Annotated in this window: 24 protein-coding genes; 14 read left to right on the top strand and 10 right to left on the bottom strand. The window is 65.6% G+C overall.

Going from position 1 to position 24,835, the window contains the following annotated elements; translation table 11 throughout:
• Nucleotides 1-136 precede the first annotated feature (136 nt).
• The 3 genes from A5759_RS05830 to A5759_RS05825 are packed head-to-tail and all read left to right on the top strand — an operon-like array spanning nucleotide 137 to nucleotide 2,236.
• The gene (locus tag A5759_RS05830) at nucleotides 137-1,333 is read left to right on the top strand and encodes a cytochrome P450 (RefSeq protein ID WP_068195022.1); all 1,197 of its coding nucleotides are present in this window, start codon (nucleotides 137-139) and stop codon (nucleotides 1,331-1,333) included.
• A gap of 7 nt (nucleotides 1,334-1,340) precedes the next feature.
• Entirely contained in the window at nucleotides 1,341-1,535 is a 195-nt protein-coding gene (locus A5759_RS25555; protein ID WP_082962002.1) for a ferredoxin, read from the top strand.
• A gap of 20 nt (nucleotides 1,536-1,555) precedes the next feature.
• Nucleotides 1,556-2,236: a TetR/AcrR family transcriptional regulator gene (locus A5759_RS05825; protein ID WP_082962001.1), complete on the top strand. Its 681-nt coding sequence runs from the start codon at nucleotides 1,556-1,558 to the stop codon at nucleotides 2,234-2,236.
• Between the two features lie 900 nt (nucleotides 2,237-3,136).
• Here the strand turns inward: A5759_RS05825 and A5759_RS05820 are convergent.
• Together A5759_RS05820 and A5759_RS05815 are read right to left on the bottom strand one after the other, a co-directional pair.
• Nucleotides 3,137-3,742: a dihydrofolate reductase family protein gene (locus A5759_RS05820; RefSeq protein ID WP_068195015.1), complete on the bottom strand. Its 606-nt coding sequence runs from the start codon at nucleotides 3,740-3,742 to the stop codon at nucleotides 3,137-3,139.
• Nucleotides 3,743-3,899: 157 nt separating this feature from the next.
• Complete coding sequence (locus A5759_RS05815; protein ID WP_082962000.1) at nucleotides 3,900-4,988, bottom strand: methyltransferase; 1,089 nt, start codon at nucleotides 4,986-4,988, stop codon at nucleotides 3,900-3,902.
• A 342-nt stretch (nucleotides 4,989-5,330) separates the two neighbouring features.
• Between A5759_RS05815 and arr the strand changes: the two genes are divergently transcribed.
• Nucleotides 5,331-5,753, top strand: a complete 423-nt coding sequence (gene arr / locus A5759_RS05810) for an NAD(+)--rifampin ADP-ribosyltransferase (RefSeq protein ID WP_068195220.1) — start codon at nucleotides 5,331-5,333, stop codon at nucleotides 5,751-5,753.
• 105 nt (nucleotides 5,754-5,858) lie between these two features.
• Here the strand turns inward: arr and A5759_RS05805 are convergent, their stop codons facing one another.
• Nucleotides 5,859-6,326 (bottom strand): DUF4262 domain-containing protein, encoded by a 468-nt coding sequence (locus tag A5759_RS05805; RefSeq protein WP_068195010.1) that lies wholly within the window; start codon nucleotides 6,324-6,326, stop codon nucleotides 5,859-5,861.
• Nucleotides 6,327-6,647: 321 nt separating this feature from the next.
• On the opposite strand from A5759_RS05805, the gene A5759_RS05800 reads away from it, so the two are divergent.
• Entirely contained in the window at nucleotides 6,648-7,571 is a 924-nt protein-coding gene (locus tag A5759_RS05800) for an alpha/beta fold hydrolase (protein WP_082962011.1), read from the top strand.
• Nucleotides 7,572-7,639: 68 nt separating this feature from the next.
• Nucleotides 7,640-8,413, top strand: a complete 774-nt coding sequence (locus tag A5759_RS05795) for a cyclase family protein (RefSeq protein ID WP_068195006.1) — start codon at nucleotides 7,640-7,642, stop codon at nucleotides 8,411-8,413.
• 49 nt (nucleotides 8,414-8,462) lie between these two features.
• Here the strand turns inward: A5759_RS05795 and A5759_RS05790 are convergent, their stop codons facing one another.
• The gene (locus A5759_RS05790) at nucleotides 8,463-8,951 is read right to left on the bottom strand and encodes a hypothetical protein (RefSeq protein ID WP_068195003.1); all 489 of its coding nucleotides are present in this window, start codon (nucleotides 8,949-8,951) and stop codon (nucleotides 8,463-8,465) included.
• 524 nt (nucleotides 8,952-9,475) lie between these two features.
• Here A5759_RS05790 and A5759_RS05785 point away from each other — a divergent pair.
• The gene (locus A5759_RS05785) at nucleotides 9,476-10,600 is read left to right on the top strand and encodes a glycoside hydrolase (RefSeq protein WP_068195000.1); all 1,125 of its coding nucleotides are present in this window, start codon (nucleotides 9,476-9,478) and stop codon (nucleotides 10,598-10,600) included.
• 10 nt (nucleotides 10,601-10,610) lie between these two features.
• Here A5759_RS05785 and A5759_RS05780 read toward each other — a convergent pair whose 3' ends face one another.
• Both A5759_RS05780 and A5759_RS05775 read right to left on the bottom strand, forming a co-directional pair.
• Nucleotides 10,611-11,381, bottom strand: a complete 771-nt coding sequence (locus tag A5759_RS05780) for a DUF1906 domain-containing protein (RefSeq protein ID WP_068194998.1) — start codon at nucleotides 11,379-11,381, stop codon at nucleotides 10,611-10,613.
• 124 nt (nucleotides 11,382-11,505) lie between these two features.
• Nucleotides 11,506-12,429 (bottom strand): LLM class flavin-dependent oxidoreductase, encoded by a 924-nt coding sequence (locus A5759_RS05775; RefSeq protein ID WP_156616824.1) that lies wholly within the window; start codon nucleotides 12,427-12,429, stop codon nucleotides 11,506-11,508.
• Nucleotides 12,430-12,587: 158 nt separating this feature from the next.
• On the opposite strand from A5759_RS05775, the gene A5759_RS05770 reads away from it, so the two are divergent.
• Complete coding sequence (locus A5759_RS05770) at nucleotides 12,588-13,229, top strand: TetR/AcrR family transcriptional regulator (protein WP_068194991.1); 642 nt, start codon at nucleotides 12,588-12,590, stop codon at nucleotides 13,227-13,229.
• Between the two features lie 7 nt (nucleotides 13,230-13,236).
• Here the strand turns inward: A5759_RS05770 and A5759_RS05765 are convergent, their stop codons facing one another.
• Both A5759_RS05765 and A5759_RS05760 read right to left on the bottom strand, forming a co-directional pair.
• Nucleotides 13,237-15,375: a DNA gyrase subunit A gene (locus A5759_RS05765; RefSeq protein WP_068194988.1), complete on the bottom strand. Its 2,139-nt coding sequence runs from the start codon at nucleotides 15,373-15,375 to the stop codon at nucleotides 13,237-13,239.
• Nucleotides 15,376-15,391: 16 nt separating this feature from the next.
• Nucleotides 15,392-17,425, bottom strand: a complete 2,034-nt coding sequence (locus A5759_RS05760; RefSeq protein ID WP_068194985.1) for a toprim domain-containing protein — start codon at nucleotides 17,423-17,425, stop codon at nucleotides 15,392-15,394.
• Between the two features lie 256 nt (nucleotides 17,426-17,681).
• Between A5759_RS05760 and A5759_RS05755 the strand changes: the two genes are divergently transcribed.
• A complete protein-coding gene (locus A5759_RS05755) occupies nucleotides 17,682-19,070 on the top strand; it encodes an oxygenase MpaB family protein (protein ID WP_068195214.1) in 1,389 nt (462 codons plus the stop codon).
• On the opposite strand, the gene A5759_RS05750 is transcribed toward A5759_RS05755, so the two are convergent.
• A complete protein-coding gene (locus A5759_RS05750) occupies nucleotides 19,060-20,199 on the bottom strand; it encodes a MalY/PatB family protein (protein ID WP_082962010.1) in 1,140 nt (379 codons plus the stop codon). The two genes, A5759_RS05755 and A5759_RS05750, sit on opposite strands and share 11 nt — an antisense overlap.
• Before the next feature lie 147 nt (nucleotides 20,200-20,346).
• On the opposite strand from A5759_RS05750, the gene A5759_RS05745 reads away from it, so the two are divergent.
• From A5759_RS05745 to A5759_RS05735, 3 genes are all read left to right on the top strand, one after another.
• Nucleotides 20,347-20,676: a helix-turn-helix transcriptional regulator gene (locus tag A5759_RS05745; RefSeq protein WP_066843336.1), complete on the top strand. Its 330-nt coding sequence runs from the start codon at nucleotides 20,347-20,349 to the stop codon at nucleotides 20,674-20,676.
• Nucleotides 20,677-20,678: 2 nt separating this feature from the next.
• The gene (locus tag A5759_RS05740) at nucleotides 20,679-21,167 is read left to right on the top strand and encodes an SRPBCC domain-containing protein (RefSeq protein WP_068194978.1); all 489 of its coding nucleotides are present in this window, start codon (nucleotides 20,679-20,681) and stop codon (nucleotides 21,165-21,167) included.
• Nucleotides 21,168-21,299: 132 nt separating this feature from the next.
• A complete protein-coding gene (locus A5759_RS05735) occupies nucleotides 21,300-22,046 on the top strand; it encodes an SDR family NAD(P)-dependent oxidoreductase (RefSeq protein WP_231984561.1) in 747 nt (248 codons plus the stop codon).
• 150 nt (nucleotides 22,047-22,196) lie between these two features.
• Here A5759_RS05735 and A5759_RS05730 read toward each other — a convergent pair whose 3' ends face one another.
• A complete protein-coding gene (locus tag A5759_RS05730) occupies nucleotides 22,197-23,348 on the bottom strand; it encodes an MFS transporter (protein ID WP_231984560.1) in 1,152 nt (383 codons plus the stop codon).
• 164 nt (nucleotides 23,349-23,512) lie between these two features.
• On the opposite strand from A5759_RS05730, the gene A5759_RS05725 reads away from it, so the two are divergent.
• Nucleotides 23,513-23,950, top strand: a complete 438-nt coding sequence (locus A5759_RS05725; RefSeq protein ID WP_068194971.1) for a hypothetical protein — start codon at nucleotides 23,513-23,515, stop codon at nucleotides 23,948-23,950.
• 99 nt (nucleotides 23,951-24,049) lie between these two features.
• Nucleotides 24,050-24,799 carry an SDR family oxidoreductase gene (locus A5759_RS05720; protein WP_068194967.1) on the top strand — a complete coding sequence of 250 codons (750 nt, stop codon included), beginning with the start codon at nucleotides 24,050-24,052 and terminating at the stop codon, nucleotides 24,797-24,799.
• Nucleotides 24,800-24,835 lie beyond the last annotated feature (36 nt).

The raw sequence follows: 24,835 nt of genomic DNA, 5'->3' as shown, positions 1-24,835 counted from the left end.
TTTGATGTCATCGGGATGTTTGGCACCACCTTGGTTGGTTGTTCACGAGCCCAGTGAGGCGCGACGGTGTTTGCCGCATGTTCGCGCCCTCGAGTTTAACTGGTAGACAGTCCATCGATTAGGTACGGTGGGTTGCATGACACACACACCTGCGGTTCCCGTGCACATGCAGCGCAACGTCCTCGATCCGGCCCCGGCGTTGGGTGAGATCCGCGAGTCCACTGGCATCCACTTGATGAAATCCTTGTACGGGGAGACCACTTATGTTCTGACCCGATACGACGACGTCAAGGACGCGTTCGCCGATTACAAGCGGTTCTCCAACCGCCGACCGCCCTCCTTCGAGCAGCTGCCATCGCTCACCGATGGTGACAAGCCCGAGGAGGGCCCCGGGAGCCTGTTGGCAATGGATCCTCCCGATCACCAGCGATTGCGACGGATGCTGACCCCTGAGTTCACCGTCCACCGAATGAAGCGTCTGCAACCTCGGATCATTGAGATCGTCACCGAACATCTGGACGCGATGGAGCAGGCCGGGCCGCCCAGTGATCTGATCGCAGACTTCGCTCTGCCGATCCCCTCCCTGGTCATCTGCGAACTGCTCGGCGTGCCGTATGAGGACCGCGACGACTTCCAGCAGCGAACCGCGCGCCAGCTCAACTTCTCGCTGCCGCCCGAAGAGCGTCGGGAACTGATGATCGCTGCCCGGCAATACATGTTTTCGCTGGTGCAGAGGGCGCGCCAGGATCCAGGCGACGACCTACTGGGCATGCTCGCCACCGAACACGGCGACGACCTCACTGATAACGAGCTTGTCGGGATAGCCGGACTGCTGCTGGTGGCAGGGCACGAAACAACCTCGAATATGCTCGGCCTGGGCGCCATCGCCCTGTTACAGCACCCCGACCAGTTGGCCGCCGTCCGCGACGACCCGGCCGCCGTGGGTCCGGCGATCGAGGAGCTGCTGCGCTACCTTTCGGTCGTCCAGCACTCCCTGCCGCGGCTGACCACCACCGAGATCACGATCAACGGTGTCATCATCCCCGCAGGGCGCCTGGTTATGCTGTCCCTGCCGTCGGCCAACCGCGACCCGAAATTCATCGACGACCCGGACACATTGGATATCGGGCGCGGCGCAATGGGTCATATGGCGTTCGGGCACGGCATCCACCATTGCCTGGGAGCACCATTGGCCAGGATGGAGATGAGGATCGCGTTTCCGGCTCTGTTGCAACGTTTCCCCCGTCTGGCGCTCGCCGAAGACCCGACTGACATGCGGTTCCGGGAATTCAATCTCGTTTACGGCGTGACGTCGCTTCAGGTCACCTGGTGATCGACAGATGAGAATACGGGCCGACCGCGAAATCTGCGTCGGTGCGGGCATGTGTGTAATGGCCGACGACACCGTTTTCGACCAAGGTGACGACGGACTTGTGCTCCTCGTGAAGGAGGAGGTTTGCGGAGCCGATGAAAAGCGCGCCCGCGTTGCCGTCCGACATTGCCCGTCTGGTGCACTGCGAATCCTTGATGAGTAGCTGATTGTTACGTTGTTGCTGTGACGGCGAGCAGTCAACGGGGGTTGAGGGCGGATGCCGCACGCAACCATCTGCGCATCGTCACCGCGGCTATCGAGAAACTGGAGTCCGACGGGCCGGCCGTGGCGCTGGAGGACATCGCCCAGCATGCGGGGCTCGGCGTCGCCACCCTCCACCGGCGCTTCGGCAAGCGCGAGGACCTCATCAAGGCTGCAGCCGAGCATGTGTTCACCGAAGAGATCGCGCCCGCGGTCGTCGAGGACGGCCCCGACCCATGGGCGGACCTGGTCGCGACGATCACGGGCACCGTTCAAGCGTTCAGTCGACATTCGGTGCTGCTGTCTCTGGCGAGGGAGCACGCCGTCATGGGCATGGACACCATGCAGGCCTATAACGAAGCGAAAGAACGAGTGGTGTCGCGCGTTCGCGAGGTCGGGGCGATCCGCCCCGACCTCACGGCCGCTGACCTCACCGCAGTCGTCATCATGGCCTTCGCCATCGCGCAGAGGACCAGCGACGAATTCACCGCAACCAACAGACACCTCACCTTGCTGCTCGATGGAATGCGGCCGACCGGCCGCCCGTTGCCTGAACAGCCGAGGTCCACGCAGCATCCTGACACACCGCCGATACGAAGCGACCAGGAATCGGGGCATCCGAGACCTCCTGCGCGACAGACATTTCAGAACCGTCGTTCCTAATACTGCGGCAACCAGGAGAGCAGTCTTCCTCGTCGCCGGGAGTGGCCGAGTCAAGGCTCGGTACCGTCGGCGGCGCCGCCAACTCGACCCAATCCGAGAATGCGTGCTAACAGCTCGGTGCATTGAGGTTTAGTGCCCCGGAACCACCCCGCGGGGAGTCCCGCCTTGGCTGCCTCCAGGGATTGGCGCAGCGTCGCGAGCGCGCGGACCGTCGCCGCCAGTTCGGACGATGTCAGCGCCGAGAGGCGTTCGGTGACGTCTACGGTAAAGGTGACCTCTGCGTCGTCGCGGTGAGGCTGGGCTATCGTCGACGTAGTGCACAGTCACACAGCCACGTCACCCCGCGCGCCTGGACGAGGACCGCGTGGATGATCACTTGCAAGGCTTGGTGCGCGAATTCACTGAGTTTTGGCCGACAGTGATGACGTCGTGATTGTGAAGGACGACGCGCATTGCGTCGAAACGGCCTGCGTCGTTTGCGGCACTGAGGGGTGCGGCCAGCATCGGCAAAGTGGTTCGGGTCCCGGCCGTGACCTACAGCACTCGTACGCCCGCACTTTCGTCAGGTGACGAATCCACCGTGCCACGTTGGCCGCGTCAGCCATCGACGCGCGGAGATTCAGTCAGTGACAAAGCGTCAGTCCTAGGAAATGTAGTCGTTCGTGAGACAAACCCATATGCCATCCACATGAGACAGATCAAATCACCGCAGGTCAGGACCGTGATCATATGCAACGGGAAGTGAGAACCTACAAGGCAACACTCTTTCTGTCGAGTTCATTGTGCTGTCGTTTGTTATCAGGCAGTGGCAGGGCTCTCGTCAGCGCGTTGATCGTTAGGCTGTAGAGCATTGGCGGCCTTGGTATTTCGGAGGCCATACAGACCCGTGTGGGGCTGACGTCACGCAGGCACGCCAAGTGGGGGGTGCTCGAGCACGCGGGGCTTGTACTCGACCAGCTGGATGCGGCCGTCGAAGGTGCGGTGCTCAGTCATCTCGAGAGCGACGTCGGGATAGCCGTCGTAAATGCGTTCTGCGCCAGTAGCCCCGGTGATCACCGGGAACATCACGACCCGGAAGCGGTCGACGAGTCCTGCTCGCAGCAGCGACCGGCACAGGCTGAGGCTACCGATGGTGCCGAGGAGCTCCGAGCCGCTCGATTTCATGTCGCAGACCGCCTTGACGGCATCGTCGCGGACGAGCGTGCAGTTGGCCCACGTCAGTGGTTCCTCGAGTGAGGAGGAGAACACCACCTTGGAGGCGTTCGTGAGCTCGTCCACGGACGCCTCTTCTTCGGGCCTGAACTCGTCTTGCCCATTCGGAACCTGGCCGGCGGCGAATCCCGACATCTGGCGGTAGGTGTTCGCTCCCATCAGGTACGTGACCTCGGGTTGTTCACCGAGCCAGGCGAGGTACTCCGGGCCCTCGAGGCACCAGAACCCGGGCCACCCCTCTGCCGATGCGTGACCATCGAGGGAGGTGATGAAGTCGACGAGAAGCTCCGACATGGCGGTCTCCTTTCCTAAGGTGTCACCAGGTTGGACCGGCCGGGTGCCAAAAACTCATCGACCGCGCTGCGCGCTAACGGAAAAGCAGGCCGAGCTCGACTACGCAGCGAGGACGACAAGCACTCACAACACGCCGAATTCGTTGGGAGAGAACCCTTCAGATCGTCTCGGCTTCAATGAGGTCGTGCGGTACGACCGAGAACGTGCGCCCGGTCGGTCGTAGGCCGGCGCCGGTGAGTAGCGCCGACAGCTCCTCGACCGAGCGCAGACGCCCGCCGTCTCGCTGGGTCAGCGTGTGGAGGTCGAGTAGCGGTGAGAACGGGTTCGGGCGATTGGGGTCCTGAAGATATTCGACGATGACGAGCTTGCTGCCGTGGGGCATGCTCGCCGCCACCGCGGCGAGAATCCTTCCGCAGCGTTCGTCGTCCCAGTCGTGCAGCACATCCTTGAGTACGTACACATCGGCGGTGGCATTGATGGCGCGGAAGATGTCACCCTCGACGCGATCGATGCGATCAGTCAGACCACGGTCGGCGAGAAATCCTTCGGCTTCGGCGATCATTCCCGCACTGTCCACCAAAATCCCACGCAGATCCGCGCGCGCCTCGCCCACGATCACCGATAGCAGCGTGCCAATCCCGCCGGCCACATCGCACACCACAGCACCGTCCGGCCACGGGTAAACGCGAGCAATGGCCCGCGCGGCGATCTCGGTAGCCTGACGCATCGTCGAGGCGAAGATGCGTTGCTCGTCGGGATGCGCGGCGAACCACTCCCACACCGACATCCCGTGCACGAGTTCGAAAGCGCTTCTGCCGCTACGCACGCTGGCGGCCAGGCCGCCCCAGGCGTCCACGGTCGACCGCATCCCCTTGTAGCGCATCCAGGACCGCAGCGAAGCGGGATGGTCACTGCGCAATACCGCTCCGGTACGGGTCAGCTTCACCGCACCCGTTCGCCGATTCATTGTGCAGAGACCGCTACCGACCGCGCCGCGCAGCAGCCGATGGGCGGCGTCGGCATCGCAATCGATTCGGGCGGCGATCTGCGAAGCGGTCATCGGCCCGTCGGCGAGCACGTCGGCAATTCCGAGTTCGGCGATGGCTGCTGCGATCTGGACGCCGCCGACGCCCTCGCCGAGATCCAGCATCGCGATCTGAGGCGGCACCAAACGGTCTGCCAGCTGCTTGAGGCGCCGTCGAAGGGCGAGCGTGGCCAGCACTACGGGAAGAGGCGTCGACGGCATCCGTGCAGGTTAGCCGCCCAGGCACATTTTCAATCCCGCTTTCTGGGGCGTCACAACGAGAGGGATTTCGAGATCGAGCCCAGCGCCGGCGGCGCGCACCGGGTGGTGACGGTGCCACACCGGAAATCGTAGGACCGCGAAAGCTGCTGCACTAGAGGAAGATTCAGAAGGGACGAATGGCTGCAACAATCCGGTGTGGTCATTCGGTGGAATGAGGCCCGGCATACGGAATACGCGCGAGCTGCCCTCACTTCCAGGATAAGGCCTGACAGGGGGCTTGCGGCAAGGGCCGGGTGGTGCTGCATGCTGGGGCGTCTCAGCAGTGCGTCCGAAGGATTTCAGGTGTCCGAATCGCTGGATGAAGGCCCGTTCTTTCACGGCACGACCGCAAACTTGCGTGTGGGCGAGTTCCTCACCGCGGGCCATAGGTCGAACTACCGTCCCGAGATCGTGATGAACCACATCTACTTCACCGCTCTTGTTGATGGGGCTGGCCTTGCCGCGGAGATCGCCGCCGAACTCGCTGGGGGTCAGGCACTTCCGAGGGTGTACAAGGTAGAGCCGACCGGGGAGTTCGAGAATGACCCGAATGTGACCGACAAGAAGTTCCCCGGCAACCCCACTCGGTCGTACCGCAGCACGGCCCCTTTGCGGATCGTTGGCGAGATCACCGAGTGGTCGCGACTGGCACCGGAACAGCTGCAGTCGTGGCGAGAGCGGTTATCTGCGCTTCTCTCGGACGAAAATGCGGAGATCCTCAACTGAGAAACTCGACGTCATCACCGGCCATGACTAACTGGCCGCGTAAGCCGATTCGTGGGATATGAGCCGGCCAGAACTCGGCTGCAACGGCCACGATTCCGCACGTCGCTAAGGGTGCGGACCGCGAATGCCGAGCACCGGTTGTCGGCAGCCGCCTTTGTTGAAGTCCGGGCACCAGGCCGAATGTCCGTCTTCGTCTCGCCACACGAGCTGCAGCGCGCGCACCTCGGGGCCGTACAACTCCACCGCTAGCGTCAAATGCGCGTCCGGCTGCGCGACCGCGACGAACTCGGCCTGCCAGCCGTCCGGTAGTTGCATCGTGTCGCCGGGAGCCGGGACCCGCTCGCGGATCAGGTAGTTGGCAACGGTGTTGAGGAGCCTAACCGCCCATTCGGGTGAAACACCGGTCACCAGCAGTTCGGGCAGACCGGCTGGATGCAGTCCTACGGTGTAGGCGAACGGGTTTCGGTCGCTCTCGACAAACTGCACGGCCCAGCCGTGCTCAAGAATCGTCCGCCGGAGTACATCGTGATAGTCGGCCCGGGTGGCCTCGGGGTGGTCGCACTGCCAGCACACGGCAGAACTCCTTTCGCTGATGGCGCTAACTGTTGTGAATTCAGCGTCCTCCAAGGGTCTGACAGGTCGGTCAGCCGCGAGCCTGGGCCGAGCAATCTGTCTCACCGGGCATCAGTGGTTAAGCTGTCGGGCATCGCCCCACGGCCTTTTCTCGTCGCCGCCCGGCCACGCCGTTGGACAAGGAGATGTCGCCTGGCTGCATCGTCTCGCTAACCTCGACGTGTGCCGGACCCGAACAACCGCCCGCCCGCTCGCCGAGGTCGAGCTACTTCTGACGACTGTGGTAGTGCCACGCACATCGCTGCACCCAAGGCGAACACCATTGCTTCAGGTGGCGGCGGTGCTCCAAGCCCAACCGCTCTCGATGTGAAGGGTTCCGGTGTGCAACCCCCGGTCGCCACCTGGGTGCGCCGGATGTTCTGGCTGCTGGAGCGAGTCGCGCCCGCAGTCGGGGCGCGGTGGGCGACCGAGTTGTGGTGCACGCCGCCGGTCATCGAGTCCAGTCTGCGTATGCCTCCCGGTGTCCCGCCCGGTCAACCATTGGAAGCACACTGGAGCGGACACCGGATCATGGGTGAGGCCTGGGGCGATGGGCCACCGGTTTATCTCGTGCACGGCTGGGGCGGGCGCCGCCACCACCTCGGCATGTTCGTCAAACCTCTCGTCGAGTCCGGACATCGTGTCATCGCATTCGACCTGCCCAGCCACAACGAGTCCGATGCGGGCGCGCTCGCGCCTGGTCGCACCACCGCCATTGAGTGCGCCGAAGCGGTTGCAGCCATGATCCAGACACACGGGCCTGCCCGCGCGGTTGTCGCCCACTCCCTCGGGGCCAATGCGACCGCATTGGCGGCGACCTGGGGCACGACGGTCGGGCGGTTGGTGTTTCTCGCGCCGATGGGCGAATTCCCGATCTATCTGGACCTCTTCGCCGCACGCCACGGCTTCGGTCGACGGATACGCACCGGTCTGCATCGACGTCTTGAACGCCGGATCGGGATGCCGCTGGAGGACACCAACATGGTCCGGATTGCCGGCCGAACCGGCCATCCGCCGATGCTGCTCATCCACGACCCCGATGACCCCGAGACTCCCTATGTGACAAGCGAAAGGATCGTGGCGTCATGGCCGGGTGCACGCTTGCTGACGACGAAAGGCCTCGGCCGGCTGGCGCACTTCCGAATCTTGAGGCACCGTCCCGCGATTCGCGCCGGCGTCGAGTTCATCGGCCCCGCACCGGCCTGAAAACGTGTCGCCGGAACGAACGTCGCCTGACAGACAGCGATCGACAGAAGTGATTGGGAGAGAACCAGATGCGTAGATTCGTGGATATCTCGGTGCCGCTACAGGCGGGTATCGCATCCGATCCGCCGGGACATCTTCCGGAGATCGACTATTACAGCCACGCCGACACAGCGGCTGAAGTCGTCGCGTTCTTCCCTGGCGCGACGGTCGAAGACCTACCCGATCGCGAGGGCTGGGCGATCGAGCGTGTCCGGATCACCACCCACAACGGCACCCATCTCGATGCTCCCTACCACTACGCGTCAACGATGGACGGTGGCGCGCCGGCGATCACCATTGACCAGGTTCCGCTCGAATGGTGTTTGCAACCGGCGGTAAAGCTTGACTTCCGGCACTTCGAAGCGGGCTACGTGGTCACCGCCGCTGACGTAGCAGACGAACTCGATCGCATCGGCCACCAGCTACAGCCTCTCGACATCGTTGTGGTCAACACCGCGGCCGGAGCCCGCTACGGCGAGGCGGATTACGTCTCGTCCGGCTGCGGCATGGGTCGTGAGGCGACGTTGTGGTTGCTGGAGCGAGGTGTGCGCCTGACCGGCACCGACGCCTGGAGCTGGGATGCGCCGTTTGTCTACACGGCACAACGGTATTCCCGTGAGCGGGATCCCTCGATCATCTGGGAGGGGCACCGCGCGGGACGCGAGATCGGGTACTGCCATCTGGAGAAGCTCCACAATCTGGAGTCGCTCCCGGACAGCGGATTTCAGATCAGCTGTTTTCCGGTGAAGGTGCACGCTGCGTCGGCCGGGTGGACAAGGGCCGTCGCGATTCTCGACGATTGAGCGATTCACCGTCCTGATCGCACCGACATCCTGTTCCCAGAGGCCCGGCTTACTCCGGGTAGCCCAGACTCCAGCCCCGGTAGGTCCAGTCGTTTGCCACATTGGGGCTGGGCAGGATTTGGATGTTGTGCCCGTCGCCGTATCCCGGTGAGAGACCCTGAACGCCGCCGGATGTGTAGGTCCCGTCCCCGCGCGCGATGTCGATATGGGGGCCGATGGATCCCACGCTGAAGACGAGTGCCCCACGCGGGGGGTTCATGTCGGTGTGGATTTTCCCCTGTTCGAGGAGCGTTTGGTACATGGTCTCAGAAGCGCCGTCCCAACCGTATCGCTCTTGCGGCACCCCGAATGCGTAGGCCACCAGAGCTTCACAGCCGTACTGACCGAATTGGTCTGTCCCGAGCAGGCTTTCGGCCTTGGCGATGGCGGCGTCGGCTCCGGGGATCACCGGCCGTGGGACTGCTGCGGCACCCGGCGCCAAGAGGAGCGTGGCGGCCAGGCAGGTGGCTACAAGAAGCAGAATCTTTCGGACGTTCATCTCGTGTGCTCCGGTCCTCGGGCCTGCACGGTCGGCTTCTGGCTAGCAGGGTCGGTAACACCCGGTGCCATCGGGCACTGGATGTCACGGAATCCTGCCCTCAAGCACATCAGGCGTTCTCCAGGTGTCGTTCAGAGAGCCATCGCCGGGCCTTGAGTTGGGGCGTGACTCATGGTGAACCCCATGCCCCCTCCCACGCTGAATAAACACGATCAGCAAAGTCGAGGCATCTCCACACCTGCGGTATCCACTCTGCGGTGGAGGTGCACTCAGCGGGCTGCTCACGACGGCACACCGGGGGACGATCCGGCCGAGGGAGGCATCCCGCTCGGGCGACGGCGCCCAACACCGACGGATCGATGAGCCCCCCCGCGGAATCCCAGTCGCGAGTCGGAAGCCGGCGGGAGGAAGAGCTCACACTGACGGACGAGTAGACATTGTCGACGCCAGTTCTTAACCTGTCCGAGACACACGTGGCCGGACCAAGTGTTGGTCCCTGCAATAAAAGGATCGTGACAATCCGCGTGACCGGCATGCGCCACTCACTCCGACGAACGGTGTGCGGTGCTGCAACCGCAGTTCTCGTGCTGGTCGCCTCGATCGGCGCCGTCAATGCGGACCCGGCGGACGACGCGCTGGCCAAGCTCAACGAGTTGTCCGCTCAGGCGCTGCAGACTCGCGAGGCCGTCACGGCGGCGCAGCGCGATGTCGACACCAAAGAGGCCGCTCAGAAGGCTGCCGACGAGCGCCACCGCGCCGACCTCGATGCCCTTGCCGCCGTCAACGCCGAGCTTGCGCCTTACCAGGCAGCGGTCGACCGCATTGCGGCGATGGACTACATGAGTGGCCGCAACGGTCAGGCGGCGGCGCTGCTGACCGCGTCTTCGCCGCAGCAGTTGCTCGACAAGCTGTCGCTGCAGCGGGTGGTCGGCGCCACGACCGCTGAGCAAATGAAGACGTACCACGCAAAGCGTGACCGCGCGGGGTCGGCCGCGCAGGCGTCCGAGAAGTCGGCCGCCGACGCCCGCGCTGCGACCGAGCAGGCCGCCGCGGTGCGCGCGGACCTGCAGGCCAAATGGAATGATCTGCTGCGCAAGATCGCGGCTGCGGAGGCGCAGTACGCGGCGTTGACACCGCAACAGCAAGCGGTCGTCGACAACGCCGTCCCGCCAGCAGCACCACCGCCTCCGCCGCCCGCTGCGCCCGCCCCGCCAGACCCGGCGATCCTCGCGTTGCCCGGCCAGCCGCCCGTGGACCCTGCTCAAGCTCTGGCGGCCGCCCGCGTCGACGTCCCGGAGGCGTTGCCCGCCGGCGTCGCGAACGAGGCGGGCCTACAGGTCAACACCGTGCTCGCCGCCCGCGCCATCAGCGCAAGATTCCCCCAGATCGCCGACATCGACGGCGTTCGGCCCGACTCCAAGCCGTGGCATCCGAGCGGGTTGGCGATCGACATCATGATCCCCAATCCCGAGAGTGCCGAGGGCATCGCGCTCGGCGACGCGATCCGCGACTTCATGCTGAGCAACTCGAGCCGATTCGGGTTACAGGACGTGATCTGGCGCGGCACGTATTACACGCCGAGCGGTCCGGCGGGCTCAGGCTACGGCCACTACGACCACGTGCACGTCACCACGACACCACGCCGCTGACCGCCATCGGTCACGGGTGCAGATTCCACTGGCCGCAGTCCTGGGCCAGCACGTCGTTGACGTCGACGCGGATGCCGCCGACCACCGGTCCGGGGTTCGAGGCCGTGTCGATGATGCGTTGGTAGAGAACCGCGGCGGGGTAGAGCTGTCCGTTCGACCAGGACCGGGTCTGCCAGGCCCAGACGTGGCCAGCGGAGCCTGATCTGCCGATGACCCCGTCGGCAGCGGCCCACTGGCACGGTCGGATACCGGCGTAGATGCCGGTGCGCTGCACACCGATGACCGAGTTGATACCGCGGAACCACGGCAGCGCCAGGTTATTCCAGGTCTGGCGGTCGATGTCGTCGTCGACGCTGAAGAAGATCGGCGCGGTGCGTCCGCCGCCGGCGGCGGTGTGCAGGTGCCAGCCGGTTTTCGCGTCGGCGACGCCACCGGCGTACCCGCGGGTGAAGTCCGATGGCGCGGTCCCGCCCGGTTTGCCGTACTGGTAGTTGCTGACGATCACCAAACCCGCCGCGGCCAGCGTCTTGGCGTAAGGCAGGGTGATCGGCTTGGCGCCGAACGAGGAGCCGGGTCGTGAGGTCGACACGTAGTTGATGACGCCGGAGTGGCCGGCAGCCCGAATGTCCTGCGCCGGAATCTGGCGCATCGCATAGTCGATCAGCGTGGGGCGGGCGGCCTCGGCCCTCGGCGCGTGCCTACCCGCTGATGCCGCACCGAGTCCGGCCAGTGCGGACACCGTGGCGGCGTAGCGCAGTGCGTCACGCCGGGATACCTGCACGGCGTGATGTTAACTATGAGACGCCTGTGATTCGGGAGGCACGCAGGGGCAGTGTCAAATTCGATGCTCCGCCGTTACCGGCCAGCCCGGATTCTTGACATGCCCCGTCGAACGCGCGGCCGGATCAGATCCCAAGCACATCGCGTGCCCGGTCGATTTCATCGGGGTCGGTGGTGGACGGGATGAGCCTGAGCTCGTCGAGCCCCGCCTCTCGCGCGCCGTTGACGGCGGCGAGCAGTCCGGACGCTCCGCAGTTGAACGTCCCTGCGCCTGGAGGCGTCAAGTATGTGGAGGCGTCGTCTCCGATAGAGCCGACCTCTTGCTCCCAGAAGTCCTTCACGTGCTCCTGGAGTTGGTGCTCCGGGTCTGGGCCGAGCGCGAACCAGACCGGCGCGGAGAAGTGTGGCCGATCCGTCCTGCCCGCGGCCTGCCACGCCTGAATGACACGCTCGCGCTGCGCGGCCAACGCTTCGGCGTCGAAATGCAGTGAGTGAGCCGGGTCGGTCACCCCGACAGCCCATTGCGCGGCTCGAGCGAGTGCCTTCGGGCCGATCACACCGGCGACGAGCGGGATACCGCCGTTCTGGATGGGCGCGGGGCCGACTGGGAAGTGTCCCTCGACGGGGGGCTTCTGAGCCCACACGCTGCGCATCGCGGCGACCGCGCTGTCCATGCGTTGCCGCTTTCGCTCGAGCGGGCTGTCGACCGCGAGGTAATCCTCATCCCACGCGCCGATGCCGACCCCCAGCGTCAGGCGCCCGTCCGACAGGACGTCTACGGTCGCCAGGTCCTTGGCGAACAGGACCGGATTTCGCAGGGGCAGTGCGACGACGTCGGTCCACAACCGCACGCGCTCCGTCACCGCCGCTGCGGCGGCAAGCTGCGGTACGACCGACCAGCTGTGCGGGTACACGAGCCGTTCGTAGGTGACGAGCCCGTACCACGGGCCTTCGTCGATCTTGCGATACCAGGCAAGCTCCGTCTCGCGCCCGTGCGGGAAGAGTGTCGGCAGACCCATGGAGATCTTCAATCCGGCATCAGAGCTCAACGCTGCTCCTTCCGAGGCGTCGGGCACAGCGGCACGCGACGTCTGCGCGGCGCACCGCTATTCGTGACGTGTGCAGCATTCCTCCAAACACATCGGCGATGGACAGCAGGCATAATAACAACAGATTGTTTATTTAAGGTTATCGGGGGTTGAGGACCGTGAGCTCGCCAACGCACCGCAAGCGCGCGAATCCCGCAGGTAGGCAACGGGTCCGCCCCGGCGGACGCAGCGAGCGCGTGCGCGAATCAGTGCTGCGCGCATGTCTGGAGCTGCTGACCGCGGGCAAGGTGGAGCTTCCGATCGCGGAGGTAGCGGCACGGTCGGGGGTGAACAGAGGAACCATTTATCGGTGGTGGCCCACCTCGGCCGCACTGCTGGACGACGCCCTCGTGTTCCACACCCGTGATCGCACCGACGCCCCGGACACCGGGGCATGGGAGAGCGATGTCCGGTCCCTGATCGCCGAGCTCGCCTCGCTCGCAGCCGACCCCGTGGAGCGCGCCATCATGGCAACGGTGATCTCGGGCCGGTATCCGTCGTTGAACGACGCGATGATGGGCTGGTTCCGAAACGATCGCTCGCAATGGCTCGCGATGATCGAGCGGGGCGTTGGTCGCGGCGAGGTGAGTGCCGACGTGGATCCGGCGATGGTGCTGCACATGATGCTGTCACCGGCCGTGTCGGTCTCGCTCTTCGAAGGACGAGCGCTGACGTCCCAGGAGATCGACTCCCTGGTGGCATTGGTCTGCCGAGCCACGGCCGCGCGAAACACGTCGCGCAGCTCACGTAAAGGAAAGTGACCCTCGGCTATCCGGCCGGCGTCACGTCCAGACCCGAGCCCTTGATCGACGCCTTGGCCCGATTCTCGGCTCGGACCGCCCTCTTTCCACGCACGAACCCCGTCGCCGAGATCGACGCCGCAAGCAACGCGCTTTCACCCTTGACGAACGGATGGAACCCGACGCCGGCGCCCCCGCGGCCCTTCACCGGAATATCGGCGACTTCGGTGACCTTCCAACTCTTTTCGGCCAACGACAGGATTGCCTCACCGTTGGCGCACGAGACGGGCAGCGCGGCGATGACCTCGTCGTCGTCACCCGCCAACTTCACCCCGGCCACACCGTTGCCGGCAACACCCTGAGGGTTGACTGCCGCCGGGTCGATGCGCAGGACTTTTCCGCGTCGGGTCACCAACGCCAGGTGGTAACCGTCCGGCAGCACACCCGAGCGCACCAGCCCGGTGATATCCGGGGCGACGGGGATGTCGCGAACCTTGTACGGCAGACCCCCACCGGCGGTGAATTTCACCCGGCCGTCGGTCCACACTGCCCAACCCAGCCCTGAGGTGAGCAACTCGCCGTGGCTGTCGGAGAACACGCCGCGGTCGTCGAGCCGCCACGCGGTATTGACCTTTCGCTCACGGGGCCCGTCGTCACCGCCGTTGGAGGTGACTGGCGCGGCCTCGAAGTCCAAGACGGTGCGACGATCGAACTCCGGGCCCTTGAACAGCTTCGCCGTCTCCACGAGTTCCTTGTCGATGACCTTCCGACGCGCATCCGGATTCGACACCAGCTCGGTGAGTTCGGCGAACTCCGTGTCCAGCTTCTCGGCCTCGGCCCGCAGCTCGATGACGTCGAGTTTGGTCAGGCGGCGCAACTGCAGTGCCAGCACATAGTCGGCCTGAACGGCATCGATCTTGAACCGGTCCTGCAGCCCTTGGCGGGCTTCGTCGACGGTCTCGGAGCCACGGATCACCGCCACGGCGGCGTCGATGTCGAGGTGAATGGTCATCAGACCCGCCACCAGATGACGTCGCGCCGTGACCTTCTCCAGCCGGTACTCACTGCGGTGCAACACCACCGAATCACGCAGCGAGAGAAACGCTTTGATCAACTCGCGCACCGACCACCACCGCGGGACGCGGTTCTCATCGAGGGCGACGAGGCTTGCGGCGAAGGTCGACTCCAGCGGTGTCAGGGCCAGCAGCTGATCGCGGATCTGTTCGGCGCTGTGGCCGCGTTTGGCGGTGACGACGATGCGCAGCCCGTTGCGGCGGTCGGTCAGATCGGACATGTCCGCCACACCAGCGAGCTCCCCGGACTCGACCAGGGCCCGAATGCGTTCCTGCACCGTGTTGCTCGCCACGCCAGGCGGCAGTTCGGTGATGAGGACGTTCTTCCCGTCGACCGAGAGCGTGCCCCGCACGGTGAACTGGCCCCGCCCGGTGGTGATGTACTCACGCAGGCCCGCGGTCCCGACCACAGACGCTCCGCAGCCCCAGTCTGGACCCGGAATCAGCTTGACCAGCCGGTCGTCGGTCATGTTCGGCGTTCTCAGCAGCGCCCGGCAAGCGGCCATGATCTCGCGCGGATTGTGGGCAGGCACCTTGGTGGCCCACCCCTCGGCAATGCCGACGGCCCCATTGCACAACAGCACCGGCCACTGGGCCGGCAGCACCGTCGGCTCGATCCACTCGCCGTCGAACGTCGACACCATGGGCACTGCGTGGCTGTCGAGTTCAGCGGTCAGCGCGGCGCCTGGTGCCGACAACCGCATCTCGGTGTAGCGGTCGGCGGCGGGGATGTCGCCCTGGATACGGGGGAAAGCACCTTGTCCGTCAATGACTTTCACACGCTGGAATTCGGCGGCCATCAGCGCTGCAGCGCCGTACATCGAAGTGCCGCCATGCGGGTGGAGGTTGCCTGTGACCGCGGAGCAGATCTTCGACGATTTCTGCGGCTTGTTACCGGGTTGCAGTTTCGACTCGTGCATCTGGTAGAGCAGACGACGCTGACCCGGCTTGAGACCGTCGTAGGCCGATGGGATCGCACGGTCGCTGACGCTGTAGAGCGCGAACGTCAGCTGATAGAGGTTCCAGTAGTCGTCGGCGCTCTGGTCGACGACCAGGTCGGGGTTCTGCTCGGGAATGTCCAGGGTGGCGGTCACGGTATCTGCCTAGGTCTTAGTCGAGGTCCAGGGAATTGGTGTCGACGCGCGCGGCGATCTCGGCCATCCACGTGCGCCGGCCCTCGGGCGGCCCACCGAACAACGTGTGGTGCAACTTCTTCTCACCGTCGTCGGGGTGGACGCGAATAACGGTGCGCCGCTGGGGGTCCAGGACCGTGTTCCAGAAGTCGTCGGCGTCCATCTCGCCGAGCCCCTTGTTGCGCTGCACTTCGACCCGGCCCTTCGAAGCGGCCTTCAGCTTGGCCACGGCCGCATCGCGCTCGGATTCGTCCTGGCAGTAAATGCGCTCGCTGGCGGTTTTGACCACGAACAACGGCGGCAGCGTGACGTACACCATCCCCGCCTCGACCAGTGGACGGTAGAAGTCGAGGAACATCGAGATCAGGCTGGAGTTGATGTTGCCGCCGTCGGGGTCGGCGTCGGAGGCGAACAGAATCCGGTCGTAGCGGCACAGTTCCGGGTCGCAGTTGTCCCGCACACCGCAGCCCAGGATGCGCTCGATGGAGTCGAACTCGTCTTTGGACCGCGCCTTGCTCAGCGCGAACCCATACACGTTGGGCGGCTTGCCTTTCAGCGGGAACGCCGCCTGGAAGGTGGCGTCGCGGGCGGCCTTGATGGTGCCCAACGCCGAATCGCCTTCGCACAGGAACAGCTCGGCGCCCGACCCGCGGCCGGTCTCGCGACTGGGAAGCAGCTTCGGTGGCAGCGACAGATTGGTGCCCAGCCCCTTGGCCTTCGAAGCTGCGCGTGATCGTGCCTTCGCACCTTCCGCGCTGCGCCGCGCTCGCGCGGACTCCAGCGCCAGCTTGGTCCACAGGGTCACCGCATCGCCGTTGGCCGGGTTGGCCGCCCACACCGTGACGCTGCGCGCGACGTCCGGGGCCATCGCCACGTTCAGCGACCGCGACGACACCGCGGTCTTGGCCTGCGAGTCCCAAGCGACATCCGGTGCGCGAGTGTCCACGGCCAGTGCGGTGACAGCGGCGAAATCCTGTGGTTCGGGGCCGTCTTCGCCTTTGGCCAAGCCCAGATCCCGCATCCGCGACGCACGATCGGCCAGCGCTTCGGAGAGCCCCTTCATCGCGGCCGTCAGATGCGACCCGCCGCCGGGGGTCCGCACGGTGTTGCAGAACGCGGCCACCGTCGCCGGCTCGGCCGGGCCCGCGGTCAGCGACCAGCGGAACGGCGTCGGTCCGCGACCGGTGGTGTACTCGCCGCGACCCTCGACCGCGGCGCGGACGTCGGGCGCGGGAGTGCCCGCGGCGGTGCACATGAGATCGAGCAGCGTGTCGGTACCCCAAGGGCCGCTGAACGGTTCGAGAAACGCCTCGGGCACGTCGTCGCCGGGCCAGCCTTCGTCGACCACGATCAGATGCACACCGGGGGACATCCGGGCGGCGGCATGCGCCCGCAACAGCACTTCGCCGACATCGACGCTGGTGTCGGGGACCACCGCGCGGTCGAACAGGATGCGAACGGTGGTGCCCTGCATGGCGGGCTTGCGGTTTCCCGTGCCGCGCAGTTTCTGGGTGTCGGCTCGGGTGAACGGGGCGTCGGGGTCGAACTCCTTGCCCTCGAACGTCCCCGGGTAACCGCGCCCGAAGCTCTGCACGTAGGTCTTGCCGCCCCGGTGCACCGTCACGTCGGTGCGCGCGGAGATGAATACCGCTGCGGCGGCGCCGATTCCGTTCAGACCGGCCCCGGTGCTCGCAGCATCGGTGTGCGCGGAGAACTTCCCGCCGGCCCGCGCGGTGCCGAGCGTCTTGACGATGCCGTTCTTTCCTGTCGCCGGATCGGTGTCGACCGGCAGGCCGCGGCCGTCGTCGGCGACGCTGACCGATCCATCCGCGTGCAGGGTGATCGTCACGGTGGATCCACCGTTGCCGGGATCGGCGACCTCCTCGATGGCGTTGTCGATCAACTCACGTAACGCGGTGTTGAGCACGTCGAGTCCCAGGTTCACCGCCGGCCGCAGGCGTGTGTGCTGGACATCATCGAGTTCGGTGATGTCGGCGGCGGTGTAACTCACTGCAGGTCCTTTGTGTCGATGCCGAGAAGGGTGCCGCAGGAATCGTAGACGGGGCCACCGACATCTCCGCGGAACCTGAGAGCGTGCGGTGATCACGGTGTCGACACAACGTGATGAACTCCGCCAGACGCACGCCTACCGCTGCGTGTCGGACCTCTTCGGGGCTGTGAACGACGGAATCGCCATTCACATATTTCGAGGTCGTGCGATAACGTCGAAGTCAGTGTCCTGTGCTTATGAGATTGGATTCGGCTACATGACTGTGACTGGCGAGCGGCAAGAGATCCGGCTCGACGACGTCGAATTCAACCGGCGCGATCACCCGGATCGGCCCTTGCGCCCCATCCCGCCGGGCCGAGACCACTTCGCCGCCCAGTGGCGGCAGATGCGCGAGTTCATGTTCGGCCAGTGGATCGACATCGACAAAGAGATCGAACCCAACGAACTGACGCGGCTGCGCGACGACTACTTCTGGCAAGGCGACGAGCACATCATCGGCGTGGTCGACGCGTTCGAGCGGCTGGGCTACGAGAAGGGCCGCGCGCTGTACGAACAGGCGCTGACTCAGGGCATCGACTCACTCGAGGACCCACCCCGGGAGTTCGTCGAATTCTTCGAGCACATCGATCAGCTGCCGAGCCGGTTCGACCTGGAGGCCGCCGAACGCGGCCGCATGCTGGCGATGTCGGCCACCAAGACCGCCACCATGATCATCCAGGGGTGGGCGTTCTACGAGACCGCGATGACCGGCGACATCTCGGCATCCACCGGTGCCACCGGGCGCTTCGCCGACGACGGCCCGCGTCGCTTCATCGAGACCGCGCGGGTGTTCGCGGAGTTCACGCTGCCCGACATCTTCGACCGGCACTCGGGGGCCTTCCAGGATGTGATCCGGGTGCGGTTGATGCACGGCTTGGCCAGTCGCGGGTTGCGCCGCAAGTGGGGCGACGACGTCTATCTCAAGTTCGGTGAGCCGATCCCGGTGACGTCACTGCTGGGATTCGGCAGCGGCATGTTGCTCGGACGCCTTGTCGACCACGCGTTCGGACGCAAGCTGACCAGCCAGGAACTCGAGGACCTCGCCGAGTACTCGTCGTACTCGGGGCGGCTGTGGGGTGCGCCCGAACGGCTCTACTCCCCGACCGGTCTGGAGCTGATCAAGTCGTTGAACTACGTGCTGGCCAGGGGCGGCAACCCGTCGCCGTGGCGCGCTGAACTCGTCGACGCGATCGCGGGTCCCGCGCACCTGACGACGCTGACCGAAACCCTCCCGGGCGTCGTCAAGAAGTTGGTGGCTCGCCATGCCAACCAGCTCACTGCAACCCTCGCACTCGTTCCGGCGGGCGCGGTGTTCGGCTACCAGCAGATCGAGGCGATGGTGGCCGGCAGTTTCTTCGAGCCGCTGGGGTACAACTACGAACGCCGAGTCCGGATCTTCACCGAGATCGCCAAACTCAACGTCCGTATCGCGATGGTGGCCGACAAGCTGCCGTGGTCCAACCCGATCCGCGAGCAGAGAAAGAAGACCGGCGCGGCCGCGCGCGAGCGGATCGCGATGCTGAACAAGATCGCCCGCGGACGGCAGATCCCGCTGACCTTCACGAGCCACGACCTATCGACGAAGGGCGAGGGGTTTACCGGCTGAGCGCGCCCATCCGCTTGACCGCCTCGGCGAGGACGGCTTGCGAGGTGGCGAAGTTCAACCGGACGTGACCGGCGCCGCCGGAGCCGAAGACATGCCCGGAACTGAGCGCCACCCGCGCCTGGTCGAGAAACGCCCGCGCCGGGCCGGCGAGGTCGGAGACGATGCCGGGGCCGTCGGCGCTACCGGGCTCCTCAAGGTCGAGTCGGCGGCAATCGAGCCAGGCCAGGTACGTGCCTTGCGGCCGGATGTAGTCGACGAGAGGCAGGTGTTCGGCGATCAGTTGGCCTAGCAGGTCGCGGTTCGCCGACAGGCCGGCCAGCAGCGCATCGAGCCATGCCTCTCCCTCGTTGAACGCCACCGTGTGTGCCATGACGCCGAGGTGGCTGGGGCCGTGGCTGACTTCCTCGGGCATCCGGTCGAGGTCTGCCGCGGCCTCGGGGCCGGCGACCACCACCGCCGCCTTGAGGCCGGCGAGGTTCCACGCCTTGGAGGCCGACGTGACAGCGAAGGCGTCCTCGGCGCCCGCCACGCTCAGATACGGCGTAAAGTCCGCTCCGGCCAACACCAATGGCGCATGAATCTCATCGGAAACAACGCGTACGTCATGATCGCGGGAGAGCGTCGCGATGCGTGCGAGCTCATCGGCCGAGTGCACGGCGCCGGTCGGATTGTGGGGACTGCACAACAGGTAGACCACCCGATCGCTCACCGTGGCGGCCGTGCCGAACGCCGCATCCAACGACTCCAGGTCGATACGACCGTCCATACCCAGCCGCGCCTCGACGACGCGGCGGCCGGCGTGCGTGACGAAGGCGTAGAACGGCGGATAGACGGGCGCGTTGACGACCACGACGTCGCCGGGCCTGGTGATCAGCTTGAGGACCTCGACGATGCCCAGCATCACGTCTGGGACGAGCGCGGCGCTCTGCACCGCCAGTCCGTCCCAACCCCAACGACGCGCCGCAAACCCGGACAAGGCCTCGGCATACGCGCCCGCTCCGCTCGGATACCCGGTGTCCCCCAAGGCGATTGCCGTATTCAGCGCGTCGGCGATGGGTTCGGCCAAGGGCACGTCCATCTCCGCGACCCATAGTGGCAACACATCTGCAGGATGCGTCCGCCACTTCATGCTGGTCCGCCGGCGCAGCTGCTCGACGGTCAACTGCTCCAGCGGATTCACCACCCCATCTTGTCGCAACGTCGCCGACCGCGGCGCACGCCGGGCATTGGCGCTAACACGGTTGACAACATACAACCAATCGGTTGTATATTACTGATGGTGACCGACCAGGACGAGGACAGAGCGGACGCGTTCTTCCACGCCTTGGCCGACCGCACTCGGCGAGACATTCTCCGTCGGGTGCTGGCCGGGGAGCATTCGGTCACGGCGCTCGCGGCGCAGTACGACATGAGCTTCGCCGCGGTGCAGAAGCACGTCGCCGTGCTGGAGAAGGCAGGCCTGATCTCCAAGCGTCGTCAGGGGCGAGAGCAACTGGCGAGTGGTGATGTGGAGGCGGTGCGGTCGGTCGCCTCGATGCTCACAGAGCTCGAGGACGTCTGGCGCGGTCGCATCGCTCGCATTGACGACCTACTCAGCGAGGAATAACCATGCCTGTCACCAACATCAGCAAGAACATCGACGACCGCACCTTGACGATCACCGCGGAGTTCGCGGCGCCCGTCGAGCGGGTCTGGCAGATCTACGCCGACCCTCGGCAACTCGAGAAGGTCTGGGGCCCACCGGGTTACCCCGCCACCGTCGTCGAGCATGCGCTCACGCCAGGCGGCACTGTCACCTACTACATGACCGGACCCGAGGGCGAGAAATACGGCGGGTACTGGAAGGTCACGGCCGTCGATGAGCCGCGCAGCTTCAGTTTCGAAGACGGATTCGCCGACGACGACCTCAAGCCGGCGAGCGACATGCCGGTCGCGCACAGTGTCTACACCTTCGAGGCGATCGGCGACGGCTCAACCAGGGCGACCTACGTCAGCACATACGAGTCGGCCGAAGGCCTGCAGAAGGTGCTCGAGATGGGCGTCGAAGAGGGCACGGCGCAGGCGATCAATCAGATCGACGAACTGCTCGCGAGCTGACGCCGGACACGGTCGTGGTGCCGGAACCCCTTATCTCGGAGAGGTCCCGGCACCCGGCCTGCCGGCGTCACAGCGCCATGGGTCGATTGGTAGTGGTGCCCGTCGCTCGAAGCCGCTCTTATGCTCAAGGGCGTGTCTTTCGCGGGGAATGTGGCTTTGGTGACCGGTGCTACGAGAGGGATCGGTGAGGCCACTGCGAAGTTGATGGCCCAGCGCGGCGCTTACGTCTTAGCTTCCGGACAAGATCTGGAACGCGGGAACCGCGTCGTCGCGGAGATACGCGCAGCCGGGGGTGCCGCCGACTTTCTGAGCGCCACATTGACCGACTCCGACCAGTGCCAGGCGTTGGCCGCACACGCCGTTGAGGTCGCTGGGCGGGTCGACATTCTGATCAACAATGCGGCGATTGGCGTGTTCGGAGCCACTGCAGCGGTTCCGGAACCAGATTTCGACGCCTGTTACGCACTCAACGTCAAAGCGCCGTTCTATCTGGTGGCCGCCCTGGCCCCAGCCATGGCTGCACGGGGGCGGGGCGTGATCGTAAATGTCACAACGATGGTCGCCTCATTCGGCACCGCCGGTTCGGCGGTGTACGCATCGAGCAAGGCCGCGCTGAATCACCTGACCAAGTGTTGGGCTGCCGAATACGGGCCCCACGGTGTGCGGGTCAACGCCGTGGCCCCGGGGCCCACCCTGACCGACAACGCCAAAGCGGTCTTCGGTGAAGACGGGCTCAACAAGATGATGCGCCAGGCGCCGGCGCGCCGCACGGCTACTCCCGACGAAATCGCCGAAGCGATCGCCTATCTCGCCAGCGACCAAGCCAGCTTCATCCACGGCGCAATCCTGCCCGCAGACGGCGGACGCACCGCCACCTAAGACGGGGCGGGCCGTCTCGACCATCAGTATCCCGCCGACCGTCTCGGCATCGACGACCAGCGAATCCGGAGCAGCCGAAACGGCCGGGTCCTCACGAAATAGGCTCGCGCGTGCGCACTTTGCGAACACGACCCAGCCCTGCCCGCTCGGTCAGCCGCGGTCGGCGATCTCCCGGTCGGCATGGACAGGAACCAGAAGTGGTGCGACGAGCGGGAAGATGGCCGACGCCGCGAAGGCCACCGGATAGCCGACGGCCGCGATCAGCGCGCCGAACACCGGCGGCGTAGCGCCCATCGTCACCATCTGACCGGTGTACTGAACGCCGAGCGCGCGCCCACTCCAGAACGGTCCGGCGAATTCGGCGATCGCGGTGTAGGCCAACCCGTTGTCGGTCACGGTGATCATCGACGCGATCACGATTACGGCGACACTCAACGGAGCGCCCAGCTCGTCGGTTACCGCCAACACCAACATGGCGAGCGCGGCGGCGACACTGATGATCTGGATCGGGCGGAGCCGCGCACCAAGACGGTCCGACCAGTGCCCGGCAGCGACCCGGCCGACCGCACCGAGCAGTTGCGCGACGGTCACCACAACCCCCGCCGACGCGGCCGACCACCCGCGGTCGGCCATCAACCAGACCAGGGTGAATGTCCACACCACGCTCTGCGGCACCACCAACAGCATCGAGACGGCGTGGATCCGCAACAGCACCGTCGAGCCTCGGTAGGGATTGGCCAGATGCTCGGTCGGCGCCTCCGACCGCGGTGGCCTCGGCGGGTCCACCACGCCGGTCGCGCTGATCAACGCCGACGCCGCGCACAACACCGCGGGAAACAACAGCGCCGCGGCGACACCGTGGTGCTGGGCGAGTTGGGGGATGACCAGCGCCCCCAGTCCTACGCCCAGCGGGGATGCCGTGTGCCGAATCCCCATCGCCAAGCCACGCCGGTTCGGCGGAAACCACCCCACCACGAGTCTGCCGCTGGCGGCACTGTTGCTCGCCGCGGCCATCCCGCCCAGGAGTAGAAACGCCCCCGTCGCCACCAGAGAATCGACTGCTGCGGCTGCGAACGCCGCCGCCGCGGTAAGTGCCAAACCTGCTGTGAGCACGATCCGTTCGCCCACCCGGTCCACCACGTGGCCCCACGCGTACATCGTCGTCGCCACTCCGAAGCTGGGCATCGCGGACAGCAGACCGGCCTGTGCGAGATGAAGCTCGCCGTCGAGGTGCAGCTCAGGGATAAGGAACGCGGCCCCGTTGATGAACACGTTGGCGCACAATGTCGCAGTGAGGGCCATGACGAGCATCGACCAGCGCCGCAGCGTGCTGATCGAATCGACGGATAGGACCGTTTGGCTTTTCAGGGTTCAATCATGGGCGTATCGGCGCTTCAACTTCTCGAAAACCGGTCACGAATGAGAAAACCGCTAACACCGTCACCTCGATCGCCGATGACACGATCATGAGCTCGCTTCGTGCCGCCGGCGCAGTGGCCGCTGTGCTGGCTGCATCCTGGTTGGGGCTGGCGACGGCCCATGCCCAGCCATTCGCCCAACTCGATCGTGTTCCCGTGGTGGCCTCGCCGACATGCGCCGGCAGCGTCAGCGCCGAGGCTCAATTGACCCCGGTTCAGGTCGGTGATCGCGTCGAGAACGGGGTTCGCGTCGCGATCAGCTACGACGCCGGCACCTACGACGGCTCCTGTTCTCTCACCGTCACGGCCGATTGGGTGAACCTCGACACCGGCGCCTCGGGAAGCAGCGACATCACCGCCGTTTCGACCATCGACGGGCACTACGGCTTCATCGGATATGCGAACACCACGTTCGCGACGGGTAGCGGCACGATCATCGTCACGCTCAGCTCGCACCCGGATGCCGAGATGCGGATCACCACCTAGCCCAACTCTTCGCGGCTCCCTGTACCGGGAATGCGGCACGCCCTCCGGGACTTGACGTCAAACGTAGTGAGTTCGTAACTCCCCGGAGAGGTAGAAGACATGAGCACCACACCCTTGGCCGGACGGCGAGCGCTTGTCACCGGTGGTTCACGCGGGATCGGCGCGGAAATCGTGCGTCGTTTGGCATCCCACGGCGCCGCGGTCGCTTTCACGTACTCGGCATCGGCGACGGATGCCGAAAAGCTCGTGGCCCAAGTCGCCGAGCGCGGCGGGCGGGCCGTGGCCATCCAGGCCGACGCCGCCGACCCCGCTCAAGTTGCCGCCGCGGTCAACCAGACCGTGGCCGATCTCGGCGGTCTGGACGTGCTGGTGAACAATGCCGGCGTCGCCCACCTGGCGTCGATCGACGACTTCCCGGCCGAGCAATTCGACCGTCTGGTCGCGACCAACATCGGCGGAATGTTCTGGGCAGTCCGCACAGCGGTGAAGTACCTGGATGAGGGCGCGCGGATCATCAACATCGGCAGTATCAACGCCGACCGCGTTCCGGGACCGGGGCTTTCGGTCTACGCCATGACCAAGGGCGCGGTCTCGTCCTTCACCCGCGGATTGGCCCGCGAGCTCGGCCCGCGCGGCATCACCGTCAACAACGTCCAACCGGGCCCGATCGATACCGATGCGAACCCCGACAACAGCGGCGACTTTCCCGAGAGCTTGAAGAAGGTGACGGCACAAGGCCGCTACGGACACGTCGGCGATGTCGCTGCCATCGTGAGCTTTCTGGCGGGCTCCGAATCCGGGTTCGTGACCGGCGCGAACTGGAACGTCGACGGGGGCTTCACCGTCTAGGCAGGGCCGACCGCACCGTCGGCGCGGGCGAGGCCC

Origin of the sequence: Mycobacterium sp. 852014-52144_SCH5372336 (genome assembly GCF_001665615.1) — a bacterium.
Lineage (GTDB): Bacteria > Actinomycetota > Actinomycetes > Mycobacteriales > Mycobacteriaceae > Mycobacterium > Mycobacterium neumannii_A.
The sequence above is the reverse complement of the archived record's forward strand: the minus strand, read 5'-3'. Positions and strand labels throughout refer to the sequence as shown.